The sequence below is a fragment of the Trichormus sp. NMC-1 genome, assembly GCF_001858025.1.
Lineage (GTDB): Bacteria > Cyanobacteriota > Cyanobacteriia > Cyanobacteriales > Nostocaceae > Anabaena.
Window position 1 is genome coordinate 275,826 of record NZ_LZQD01000006.1, and the last position, 12,306, is coordinate 288,131.

At 42.4% G+C, this 12,306-nt stretch carries 8 protein-coding genes and 1 pseudogene; 4 read left to right on the plus strand and 5 right to left on the minus strand.

The window, feature by feature from the left end; genetic code table 11:
* The first annotated feature begins 206 nt into the window (after positions 1–206).
* The 3 genes from A9Y75_RS19515 to A9Y75_RS19525 all read left to right on the plus strand — a co-directional run bounded on the left by A9Y75_RS19515 (position 207) and on the right by A9Y75_RS19525 (position 5,260).
* The gene (locus tag A9Y75_RS19515) at positions 207–2,501 is read left to right on the plus strand and encodes an IMS domain-containing protein (protein ID WP_071191192.1); all 2,295 of its coding nucleotides are present in this window, start codon (positions 207–209) and stop codon (positions 2,499–2,501) included.
* Positions 2,502–2,979: 478 nt separating this feature from the next.
* A complete protein-coding gene (argS, locus tag A9Y75_RS19520; RefSeq protein ID WP_071191193.1) occupies positions 2,980–4,737 on the plus strand; it encodes an arginine--tRNA ligase in 1,758 nt (585 codons plus the stop codon).
* 133 nt (positions 4,738–4,870) lie between these two features.
* Positions 4,871–5,260: a hypothetical protein gene (locus A9Y75_RS19525; protein WP_071191194.1), complete on the plus strand. Its 390-nt coding sequence runs from the start codon at positions 4,871–4,873 to the stop codon at positions 5,258–5,260.
* A 211-nt stretch (positions 5,261–5,471) separates the two neighbouring features.
* Here the strand turns inward: A9Y75_RS19525 and ptsP are convergent, their stop codons facing one another.
* Positions 5,472–8,009, minus strand: coding sequence for a phosphoenolpyruvate--protein phosphotransferase (ptsP, locus tag A9Y75_RS19530; protein WP_177176247.1), 2,538 nt, complete (start codon positions 8,007–8,009; stop codon positions 5,472–5,474).
* Positions 8,010–8,105: 96 nt separating this feature from the next.
* Between ptsP and tnpA the strand changes: the two are divergent.
* Positions 8,106–8,390 (plus strand): annotated as a pseudogene (gene tnpA, locus A9Y75_RS19535) (IS200/IS605 family transposase); the annotation flags it as partial.
* Positions 8,391–8,469: 79 nt separating this feature from the next.
* On the opposite strand, the gene dhaL reads toward tnpA, so the two are convergent.
* From dhaL to A9Y75_RS19555, 4 genes are all read right to left on the minus strand, one after another.
* Positions 8,470–9,141, minus strand: coding sequence for a dihydroxyacetone kinase subunit DhaL (dhaL, locus tag A9Y75_RS19540; RefSeq protein WP_071191197.1), 672 nt, complete (start codon positions 9,139–9,141; stop codon positions 8,470–8,472).
* Position 9,142: 1 nt separating this feature from the next.
* Positions 9,143–10,216 (minus strand): dihydroxyacetone kinase subunit DhaK, encoded by a 1,074-nt coding sequence (gene dhaK, locus A9Y75_RS19545; RefSeq protein WP_071191198.1) that lies wholly within the window; start codon positions 10,214–10,216, stop codon positions 9,143–9,145.
* Between the two features lie 131 nt (positions 10,217–10,347).
* Complete coding sequence (def, locus tag A9Y75_RS19550) at positions 10,348–10,890, minus strand: peptide deformylase (RefSeq protein WP_071191199.1); 543 nt, start codon at positions 10,888–10,890, stop codon at positions 10,348–10,350.
* A gap of 48 nt (positions 10,891–10,938) precedes the next feature.
* Complete coding sequence (locus A9Y75_RS19555; RefSeq protein ID WP_071191200.1) at positions 10,939–12,183, minus strand: HhoA/HhoB/HtrA family serine endopeptidase; 1,245 nt, start codon at positions 12,181–12,183, stop codon at positions 10,939–10,941.
* Positions 12,184–12,306: the final 123 nt, after the last annotated feature.

The window sequence follows — 12,306 nt, forward strand, 5'->3', positions numbered from 1 at the left end:
CAAAGCCCAACATAAATTCTTAGGATATGAATTAATTCTCCGAAAGGAAGAAAAATGGCTGTGGCAATATACACTTTAAGTGTATATTTGACACGGTATTACTAAAGCTATTATTATGGCACGGTTTTACATACCTGGAATAATCTGGGTGAACTATGTCGATCTCTAGTAGAGACTACGCGAACACGGTGCAGGGGAAGTAGGCTGTGCGAATTCCGCTCGATTACTACCGGATTTTAGGATTACCGTTAGCGGCAAGTGAGGAACAATTGCGGCAAGCGTATAGCGATCGCATTGTTCAATTGCCACGACGGGAGTATTCGATTACAGCCATATCTTCTCGTAAACAACTCATAGAAGAAGCTTACGTGGTTTTATCAGATTCCAAAGAACGCAGCGCCTACAATCATCAGTATCTTGCCCACGCCTATGATCCTGATAGGTCATCTGTGACATTGGGATCGGAAAATCGCGCCCAAAGCAACAAGACCGAAGCAGATACCCAAAGTCTCAGCATCGAAATTGCTCCAGAGGAATTAGTAGGGGCTTTATTAATCCTCCAAGAGTTAGGCGAATACGAACTGGTACTCAAACTAGGTCGCCCGTATCTAGTCAATAAAAATCGTAGCGTCGCCGTAAAAGTCGGCAATCGTCTGACTAGTGAGGAATTTTTCACAAGTCCTGAACTACCAGATATTATTCTCACTGTCGCCTTAGCCTGCCTAGAACTGGGACGGGAACAATGGCAGCAAGGTCACTACGAAAATGCCGCCATATCTCTAGAAACTGGCGAGGAATTACTATTACGCGAAGGGATATTCCCCAGCGTACAAGAGGAAATTGCAGCGGATTTGTGTAAGCTGCGACCATATCGAATCTTAGAATTACTGGCATTACCTCAAGAAAAAACCAAAGAACGCCGTCAGGGATTGGGATTATTGCAGGGGATTTTAGAAGATCGGGGCGGAATGGATGGAAATGGCAATGACCAATCTGGTTTAAACATAGACGACTTTCTCAGATTTATCCAACAGTTACGCAACCACTTAACCGTTGCAGAACAGCACAAACTCTTTGAAGCTGAAAGCAAGCGACCCTCTGCCGTGTCCACATATTTAGCAGTTTATGCCTTGATAGCCAGGGGTTTTACCCAACGCCAACCTGCTTTAATTCGTCAAGCCAAGCAAATGTTAATCCGTCTGGGTAAGCGCCAAGATGTGCATTTAGAACAGTCTTTATGTGCTTTGTTATTAGGACAAACTGAAGAAGCAACCCGCGTTTTAGAACTGAGTCAGGAATATGAAGCTTTAGCTATTATTCGAGAAAAATCTCAAGACTCACCAGACTTGCTGCCAGGATTGTGTTTATATGGTGAGTTGTGGTTACAACAAGAGGTATTTCCCCACTTTCGTGATTTGGCAAAACAAAAAGCTTCTTTGAAAGATTACTTTGCTGATGCACAGGTACAAGCTTATTTAGAGGCTTTACCAACAGATGCTCAAACCACTAATGAATGGGACACAATTAACCGCCAGCCTTTTCCTGCGCCCCCTAATAGTCCCCATCATCGCAGTCATGAGACTGGTAATGGTCGCCAGGTGCATCACAACCGTACACCTGATGTAGAGTTCCCAGCAACACCAGTTAGAGAAATATCTGAATCTCCTCAGTTCTCCTCACCTCAAGTACCTATTTCCGAAAGTCACACACCAGCGATACCTGTACATTCGCCATCTGAAGAAATAGGGACAGCAGGAAATCACCAGCACATGAATGGTGCTGCTCATTCTACTGCACCCAGTCACACCAAAAAGCGTCGCCGACGCAAGCCAACTTCCCCTAACAGTCGAGATCGTGTTTGGGAATATCGCCCATCTCATGCTCGACAACGGCGCACTTTTGCTCATACCTTAGATGCCAAAACCCGTGTAGTGTGGATGGTTTTCTTATCTTTGGGGGGTTTATTAGTTTTTTGGTTATTAGCTTCTACAGCTTGGGGATGGTTAAACAATATGTTTTTCCCGAAAGCAACTTTACAGGGAGAACCTTTGGCTATAGAACTCAATCAACCAGTAATCAAGATCCCTGACCCCAAAAGCAAACCAGAAGTGGGGTTAGGTCAACTAACAACAGCGACAGCAGAGGAAGTGATTAAAACTTGGTTATCTACTAAGGCCGCAGCTTTAGGCCCAAATCATGAAATTAATCGTTTAGATGAGATTTTGACTGGTTCTGCTCTATCACAATGGCGGTTAATTGTCAAGCAAGATATAGGAGATAGCCGCTATCGTAAGTACGAGCATGATGTGAAGGTGGAATTTGTCAATCAGAAGGAGACGGTTGCAGATAACGCTGTGGTAGAAGCTACAGTTAAGGAAGTTACCCACTTTTATGAACAGGGTGAAAGTAAAAAGTCTTCTGAAGATCGGTTACGAGTTCGTTATGATTTGATTCGCAAACAAGGTGTGTGGCGAATTCAAAGTATGACAGTTGTTAAATAATTCGTAATTCGTAAACAGGGAACAGGGAACAGGGAACAGGGAACAGGGAACAGGGAACAGGGAACAGGGAACAGGGAACAGGGAACAGGGAACAGGGAACAGGGAACAGGGAACAGGGAACAGGGAACAGGGAACAGGGAACAGGGAACAGGGAACAGGGAACAGGGAACAGGGAACAGGGAACAGGGAACAGGGAACAGGGAACAGGGAACAGGGAACAGGGAACAGGGAACAGGGAACAGGGAACAGGGAACAGGGAACAGGGAACAGGGAACAGGGAACAGGGAACAGGGAACAGGGAATTCTTAGTTTTCCTCGCGTCTCCCCATCTCCCCATCTCCGCGTCCCCGTGTCTTGAGCGTCAGCCCTAATGATAAGTCTTTAACCGGACATGATATGACGCTAGAATGGTCGAGCGTTTGGGAATATCCTAATTTTCAGCAGCCCATAGCATCTTCGACACAGATAATATTTGAATATGAACGCTACACAAGAACAACTTAAACTGAAATTAGCACAGGCTTTGGTGGCTGCGTTTGGCGCTGACTACACCGGGGTAGATCCGATTTTGGTGACTGCGAGTAATCCTAAGTTTGGGGATTTTCAAGCGAATGTGGCTTTATCCTTGAGTAAGAAGTTGGGAATGCAACCGAGAGCGATCGCATCTGCTATTGTAGAAAAACTAGATATATCTGATATTTGCGAACCACCAGAAATCGCTGGGCCTGGTTTTATTAATTTAAAATTGCAAACATCCTACCTGGAAGCACAACTCAACGCAATTAAAGCAGATTCTCGGTTAGGAGTTCCCACAGCGAAAAATCCCCAAAAGGAAATTGTCGATTTTTCCAGTCCGAATATTGCTAAAGAAATGCACGTCGGACATTTGCGTTCTACAATTATTGGTGATTGCATAGCCCGGATTTTAGAATTTCGTGGACATGATGTATTGCGGTTAAATCATGTTGGTGATTGGGGTACGCAATTTGGGATGTTAATCACCTACTTGCGGGAAGTTTACCCAGAAGCACTTACCACCGCTGACGCTTTAGATATTGGAGATTTAGTTAATTTTTATCGTCAAGCTAAACAACGGTTTGATGCAGATGAATCTTTTCAAGAAACAGCACGTCAAGAAGTTGTCAGATTACAAGCAGGTGCTGAAGATACCCTTCATGCTTGGAAGCTTTTGTGTGAACAGTCACGAAAAGAATTTCAGATAATTTATGATTTGCTGGATATCAAATTAAATGAAAGGGGAGAATCTTTTTACAATTCTTTTCTTCCAGCAGTAGTAGAAGATTTAGAAACAGCAGGATTAGTAGAAGAAAACCAAGGCGCAAAATGTGTTTTCTTAGATGGTTTTACAAATAGAGAAGGTGAACCTTTACCTTTAATTGTCCAGAAATCTGATGGTGGTTATAACTACGCTACTACAGATTTAGCAGCACTGCGTTACCGGATTCAAGAAGATCAAGCCAAGCGGATTATTTATGTTACAGATGAAGGACAAGCTAATCACTTTTCTCAATTTCTCCAAGTAGCAAAAAAAGCCAATTGGATACCTGATAATGTGAAAATTGTTCACGTTCCTTTTGGTTTGGTTTTAGGTGAAGATGGGAAGAAATTCAAAACTCGTTCTGGGGATACTGTCCGGTTAAGAGATTTGTTAGATGAAGCAGTTTCTCGCACTCGTGCAGATTTGGAAGCGAGATTAAAAGAAGAAGGTAGAGAAGAAACTGAAGAATTTATTAATAACGTTGCTAATGTAGTTGGTATTAGTGCGGTAAAATATGCCGATTTAAGCCAAAATCGCACTAGTAATTATGTTTTCAGTTATGATAAGATGCTTTCCCTCAAAGGGAATACAGCGCCTTATATGATTTATGCTTATGTGAGGACTCAAGGTATTAGTCGAGAAGGTAATATTGACTTTGCTAATTTGGGAGATAATGCCAAAATAATTTTGAGAGAAGATACAGAATTTACTTTAGCAAAACATTTGTTACAACTCGATGAAGTGATTGGTGAAGTTGAACAAGATTTACTCCCAAATCGTTTGTGTGATTATTTATATAATCTCAGCGATAAGTTTAATAAGTTTTATGAAAATTGTCCGGTGCTGAAATCTGAGGAACCTGTAAGAACATCGCGGTTGATGTTATGTGATTTAACTGCGAGAACGTTGAAGTTAGGATTAGATATGTTGGGAATTAGGGTTTTGGAGAGGATGTAGAGGTAAGAGTTTTTAACGCAGAGGAACGCAGAGAGGTAGGTTTCTGGCTTTGCGTCTTTTCTGTTTTCAGGCACTTAGTTTAGGTAAAATACGTCATGATTGTTTATTGTGGCAAATAGTGAGGTGAAAAAAAATGAAATCAGTAGTTTTTATGAAAATACTTATCACATCGCTGGGTTTATTAGTTTTATTTACCCCTAATCAAGCATCAGCACAAATTGTACCCCAACCTTGGATTTCTGTGGGTGAAAAAGATGGTGAAGTTACCTATGCTGTCGGTGCTAGGGCGTTGAGTTTAGGGGTTGAAATCGGCACTGGTGCCGATAGTTCTACAGGTGTAGATATCTTAAAATTTGTGAATTTACCTGTGATTTCTCCTTATGTAGGTGTTGGTTTATATTCCAAAGATCAGGGTGTGGCATTTTCTGGTGGTGTGCAAGCAAACGCTACTAAAAACGTTTTTCTTGGTGCTGGATATCATTCTATACGTGGTTTCAATGGACAGTTAGGGGTAAAATTCTGATTTTTGATGAGTTCAGAGGGAACTCTTAACGGGCAACTCTTAACAGAAAAAACTCATGTTTGAAAACATGAGATTGAAATAATGACCTTTTTTTAATTGGAGCGTTCGCGCAGCGTCTCGTAGAGAAGCGACTTGAATGAGCTTTAAACTCAGAACTAAAGTTTCTTATCTATTCCCTGTTCCCTGTTCCCTGTTCCCTTTTTTTGTGATTTTAGCCAATTGGATAAACTAACTCTCTGACGCTGGTTGCGGAATCTTGCTGTAATGCCACAGATGCGATCGCTTGGGCTTCAGTTATAGTTAAATGTGAGATTGCCTGTTTGAGTGGGGCTATAGCTTGGGGATTGACACTCAATTCATCCAAACCTAAACCTAATAAAATTGGTGCAACGAAAACGTCTGCTGCGACTTCTCCACATAATCCTACCCAAATACTCTCTTTATGAGCAGCTTGTACTGTTTGCTGGATCATTCGCAAAACAGCGGGGTGCATGGCATCTGCTAAAGTTGCTACTCTAGGATTAGTGCGATCGCCTGCCATGACATACTGGCTTAAATCATTTGTGCCAATACTGAAGAAATCAACTTCCCTCGCTAATTGATCAGCTATAGCAACGGCTGCGGGTGTTTCAATCATCATTCCCACTTCCATTTTCTCATCAAAAGCTATACCCGCTTCCCGCAGTTCCCTTTGTACCTCAGTCAAAATTGCCTTTGCGGCTCTGACTTCTGTTAAAGTGACAATCATCGGCCACATGACTTTGATCATATTGCCGGCACTAGCACGTAAAATTGCTCGTAATTGGGTTTTCAATAATTGCGGATTTGCTAAACAGAAACGAATTCCCCGCACACCTAAAAAGGGATTAGCTTCTGCAACTCCTGTACTTAGATAAGGGAGTGGTTTATCTCCACCTACATCTAAAGTGCGAATAATTAAAGGTCGATTTTCGAGAACTTGAGCGATCGCTTGATAAACTGCTAATTGTTCTTCTTCTCCAGGCGCACTTGTCCGATCAAGATACAAAAATTCAGTCCGTAGTAATCCCACTCCCTCTGCACCATTAGCGACAGCGACTTGAACATCTGCAAGGCTACCAATATTCGCAAAAACCTGAATTTGTCGCCCATCACGGGTAATTGCTGGCTGATGTGCCTTTTTTCTTGCTTCTTCTTGGGCTGTTCGCCAGACTCGCTGTTTGGTTTCTAATCTAGCTAAGGTAGCCGCTGTTGGTGCTATCCAAGCCCTGCCAATTTCCCCATCTAGTCCGAGCAAAGTGCCGCTTTCCAAGTTTAACACCTGAGCATCGATACCCAAAACCGCAGGAATCCCCAATGTCCGGGCGATAATTGCAGTATGGGAAGTAGCACTACCCGAAGTCATACAAATACCCAAAACCTTGGTGGGATCAAGCTTGGCTGTATCTGAAGGAGTTAAATCACTGGCAATGATAATTGATGGTTCTGTCAAGTCTAAGTCAGAGGGTGAGTTTCCCAGTAATATTCTTAACACCCTCCGCCCCACATCGACAACATCATCCACTCGTTCTTGCAAATAAGCATCTTCAAGTCTGCGGTAGGAATTTGCTACTTCGTCTACTACAGCTTGCCAAGCTGCTTCTGCATTGAGGCGTTTTTCAAAAATACTCTTTTTGACGGCTTCTAGTAATACAGGATCTGCTAAAAATAATAAATGGGCATCAAAAATAGCTGCGTCTGCGTCCCCAATTTGAATAGAGGCGTGGGAGAGCAAAGTTTGAATTTCCTGTTTAGCTATTTGCATAGCTGATTGTAATCTTTGCCACTCTATTTCTACATTTTCTATATGATATTCGGTAATTGCAATAGTGGCAGATTGATAATGAACTATTGGTGCGATCGCTATTCCTGGAGAAGCCGCAATACCGATAATTTCCCCTTGCTGAGGCGGTGTCTCTTCTTGCGGGACAGCGGGTGGTAATTCGACAATAGTATTATCTTCGCCAAAGTTGTTGGTAATTAAAGCTTGCAATGCCGTCAGCACTTCTTGGGCATCAACACCAGTAGCAGTAATCAGCAATTCATGTCCTTGACGCACTCCCAAAGTTGTGACCTGATTTATACTGTCACCCCGAACTGCTTCCGTATTTCTGGTTAAATTTTGGACTCTAATTTGGGATTTAAACCGGGATGCAGTTCCTACAAATTGAGCCGCAGGACGAGCGTGTAAACCTAAGCGATTATTAACTGTAAGTCTAATTTCTCTCGTAGGAATTTCTTCATTGAGGATAGGTTGGCTACTTACTGATAAGGGCATTGCTGGTTTTCCGTCTATTGATTGGTTAAATCCAGCCCTACTAATAAAACCTAACTGCGTGGCTTTTGATACTAATGCGCCCTGTGCTTCGGCGATAACTTGGTGTATGTCTTTTCCCGCAGCCGCAGCTACAGCAGCCACCACAGCCCCTTCTACCAGAGGTGCGGCACACAAATATACTTTTTCTCGCTGTTCTGGGGATAGAAACTCTAGCGCCATTTCCGCGCTCATCAAAGCACTACCCAAATCCATCAGTACTAGAACACCATCATCACACAATACAGATGAGATCGCTTCATAAACCTGTATGGCATCTGTACCTAGTGGATTTGCAGGATCATCAATCCCCGCTGCAACAGCAAGAGGAACTTGTCCTTGAACCATCTGTGCGGCTAGTTCCCGCACTCCCAGCGCTAATTGTTTACTGTGAGAAACGATAACAATGCCAACCACTGTAATACCTTAGCCAGTTAGTTACCCATTCTATTATTCCTTGTCCACATCCTAAAACCCGCATTTATTTAGCTTGTATTTAGGTTTTGACATACTGAAAAAACATTTCGTGAGGTGGCTGAAAAAATGAATTTTAAAGTGCTTGAATTCAATGGTGAAGGAAATCACGTCCATGCACTGATTGAATATCCTCCTAAATTATCCGTTTCTCAAATAGTAAATGCTCTAAAAGGGGTATCCAGCCGCAGATATGGACAAGCCGGATATAAAAAACCCCACGAAGAATCTCTATGGAGTCCCAGTTATTTTGCTATTTCAGTCGGGGGTGCGCCACTAGAAATATTAAAAGAGTATATTAAGAATCAAGAAAAGCCGTCCTAGAAGGACGGGGCTTGTGTCCCGTCTTTTCAGTCAGATGTCCTCTTCTTTCCCCGCGTCACCGCGTCCCCCCTTCTCCGCGTCACCGTGTCCCCGCGTCACCGCGTCCCCTGCCTGATCCCCTCGTACCTTCTACCACCTCCAATAAACTCCGCAACATCCAATAAGCAGAAGTACCTCCAGGATCTTGATGTCCCAAACTTCGCTCACCTAGATAACTCGCCCTGCCTTTTTTAGCTAACATGGGGATAGTTGCCTTTAACCCTTGTTCTGCCGCAGTAACCGCCATCTGCAAGGCTTCTACAGTCCCTAAACCCTCGCTGACAGCTTGCTCAAAAGCACCTACAGCCGGAGACATCACATCTACCATAGTTTTATCTCCTAACTGCGCCTTACCACGTTCTAGCAAACCATCTAAACCAGCCTGAAGGACTTTGAGGGTATCTTCTGTTGTTAATTCCTGCTTACCATTTGTTGCGGAACTAGCCCTTAAAAACCAAGTTCCATAGAGGGGTCCACTTGCACCACCAATACTGGAAATTAAAGTCATGCTGACAGCTTTGAAAATGCTGCTGATGTCTTTACCTGTAAAACTCCCTAACTGACTGCTGATTTTTTTTAACCCGCGATCCATATTGATACCATGATCACCATCACCTATGGCCGCATCTAATTCTGTCAAATCTTCTTTATGATGCTCAATGACAGAAGCGAAAACCTGTAACCATTCGACAATTTGCACCTGAGTAATCATCTCACATTCCCCAGCGTAAACTTGGCGTTTTTACTGGTGCATCCCATAACCGCAGCATCTCATCATCCAACTTTAGCAGGGTAATTGAGCAGCCTTGCATTTCCAAAGATGTGATGTAGGGGCCAATTAAGTTTCGGACAATTTGTAGTCCTTCCTGCTCACAGATTTCTGCTAGTTTGCGATAGACAAGATAAAGTTCAGAAATGGGAGTCCCACCCATACTGTTAACAAATGCTAGAATGCGATCGCCTTTTTGCAGGGGTTTATTTAACAGTTCCACATCTACCCATCCCTCTGTGGCTTCGTTCCACTCCCGCACTGTGCGACTATAGGCGGTATCATCAGTGAGCGATTCCACTAAAATCTCTGTAATCTCATCGACTGATTTCATGGCAACTCTCTCTCTACCAGGTTCCCCATGAATCCCAATCCCTAATTCTATTTCATCATCTCCCAAAGCAAAAGTCGGTGTACCCTTCATCGGCACTGTACAAGAACTGAGGGCAACTCCCACACTCCGTCCATGCAAATTTACCTTTCTACACAAGGAAGCTACTTGCTGCAAATCATAACCTTGTTTTGCGGCTGCACCACAAATTTTTTCCGCCAGCACGGTTGTTCCTACACCTCTTCTGCCTTGGGTATACAAACTATCTTTTACAGCTACATCATCATCAATGATAATATTTAGGGTACGGATGCCTTCACTTCTGGCTAATTCCGTCGCCATTTCAAAATTCATCAAATCGCCACTATAATTTTTGACAATATAAAGAATACCAGCACCACCATCTACCTGTTGCGCTGCGGCTAACATTTGGTCAGGTGTGGGTGAGGTGAAAACTTCCCCAGGACAAGCAGCATCAAGCATTCCGTCACCAACAAAGCCAGCGTGCATTGGTTCGTGACCACTTCCACCCCCAGAAATAATTGCTACCTTTCCCTGAATAGGTGCATCGGCACGATAGACAAAAGTTGGCTCATAATTTACCTTTATTAAATCACCATGAGCCACAGCCATTCCTTCTAGACTTTCCCTAACAAAGTTTTCCGGTTGATTAATCAGCTTTTTCATAATTCATATTCAAAGGGGCTAAAAATCAGAATAACCGTTCATAGCACCACTATTCAGCATTTTTGCTGATGTTTACCCTTGAGGTAAATAATTAGGGTTTGCTGATCCTGTCACCTGTCACCTGTCAACTGTCACCTCTCACCTGCTATACCAATTATCTGCTTTTGATATTCTGCCTCTGTTAGCAAGTCATAGGTAGATTCTACCCTATCTAAAAACACTTTTCCTTCCAAATGATCATATTCATGTTGAAAAATTCGCGCTACAAAATCAGTTAATTCTTGTTTTTGCAAATTCCCATTTCTATCTGTATATTCAATTTTAATTTTTTGATATCTAGGAACTAAACCCCTAATTCCCGGAACACTTAAACAACCTTCCCAACCTTTGACAACTTCAGTTGAATGAGAAATGATTTGGGGATTAATCATTGCTGTTGGTTCCATTTCCGGCGCATGGGGATACCGAGCATTAGGTCGGGAAGCGACAATAAATAAACGATAAGATTCTGCTACTTGGGGAGATGCAATTCCTACGCCGTTAGCTTGGGCAACAGTGGCGATTAAATCGTCGATGAGTTGTTGGATATGCTCATCTTGAATATTTTCAATCTCCACAGCTTTTTGGCGTAATATCGGATTACCTAATTGAATAATTGGCGCTAATTCAGTCATGAAATAAACTCCTATAAATTGGGATTTAATCTTGATAAATATCTAAAATCAACTTTCATTCCTAATGGGTAAAGGTGCAGGTTTAACTGTAACTTGAATTGTTTGCCCATTTCGCTCTACTTGGATTGGTAATGGACTACCAATTTTACTATTTTCCACTAGCTTTTGTACTTCCTCTACTTTACTAACAGGTTGGTTATTAATGCTTTTGATTACATCACCTGGGCGGAGTCTACCAATTGCTGCTGGTGAGTTAGGGGCAATTCTTAATAATAAAACTCCTTGATCTGCGACTAAATTCACGCGATCGCCAAATGTACTAATAACTTTTTCCTTAACTTCAGGTGTTAGCGTCACCATTTGAATACCCAAATATGGATGATCTGCCCTACCTTTAGTAATTAATTCCTGAGATATTTTCTGCACTGTATTAATAGGAATTGCAAATCCTAAACCTTGAGCGCCTTGGATAATTGCTGTATTCATTCCTATCACTTCACCACGAGCATTTAGTAGTGGTCCGCCAGAATTACCAGGATTAATTGCTGCATCTGTTTGTAAATAATCTACACGTTTATCAGTAGCGCCAATTTCACTACCAGAACGACCCATAGCACTGATAATTCCAGAGGTGACAGTATTATTTAAACCTAAAGGATTACCAATGGCAATCACAGGTTCTCCGGGTTGTAAAATATCGGAATTACCTAGAGCTAAGGTGGGTAGATTATTAGCGTCAATTTGAATCATCGCTACATCTGTTACTGGATCTTCACCCAAGACTTTACCGTTAAAAGTACGTCCATCTTTGAGTGTAACTGTTACTCTATCCGCGCCGTCTACTACGTGGGAATTAGTCAAAATTTGCCCAGAGGAATTAATTATAAATCCTGATCCGCTACCTCTTTCTACTCTTTCTCTTGGTTGTGGGACTCTATCGCTGAAAAACCGCTGGAAAAATGGATCGCCAAATTCTTCTGCTGGTTGAGATGTGATGGTTCGGGTAGAATCAATGCGAACCACAGCACCACCAACATTTTGTACTACTTTAACTATAAAGTTAGGATCTCCAGAGGAGGAAATCATGGCAGGAGGAGCCACTACTGGAGTATTCTGACTTTGAGGAATATTTTGTTCGGCTTCTAAAGTCTTGCTATTCATACGAGAACAGCCACCAATAAGCACAATTGCTAAACCAGTTAATATCCAGCCTCTTTTTTTGGTTCCCAATGTGTGGAACAAAAACTTGGTATCCATATTTTTGGCTGTTAGGTTGTGATTATTTGTCTTCATGTGTAGTTTAGTCTCCGTGTTAGTCCCTGAGTGGTAGGATATTGGCTACTTGGTGTAGACCAGATTAATTAGAGTTTAAAGTTAAATGATTGCTTGCTCTTTCTTCTATTGTGGCAATTAGCA

What these genes read in the sequence shown, in the direction of transcription:
- argS (WP_071191193.1), top strand. Translation starts at nt 2,980, where the DNA reads ATGAACGCTACACAAGAACAACTTAAACTGAAATTAGCACAGGCTTTG.
- A9Y75_RS19525 (WP_071191194.1), top strand. Translation starts at nt 4,871, where the DNA reads ATGAAATCAGTAGTTTTTATGAAAATACTTATCACATCGCTGGGTTTA.
- dhaL (WP_071191197.1), bottom strand. Translation starts at nt 9,141, where the DNA reads ATGATTACTCAGGTGCAAATTGTCGAATGGTTACAGGTTTTCGCTTCT.
- dhaK (WP_071191198.1), bottom strand. Translation starts at nt 10,216, where the DNA reads ATGAAAAAGCTGATTAATCAACCGGAAAACTTTGTTAGGGAAAGTCTA.
- def (WP_071191199.1), bottom strand. Translation starts at nt 10,890, where the DNA reads ATGACTGAATTAGCGCCAATTATTCAATTAGGTAATCCGATATTACGC.
- A9Y75_RS19555 (WP_071191200.1), bottom strand. Translation starts at nt 12,183, where the DNA reads ATGAAGACAAATAATCACAACCTAACAGCCAAAAATATGGATACCAAG.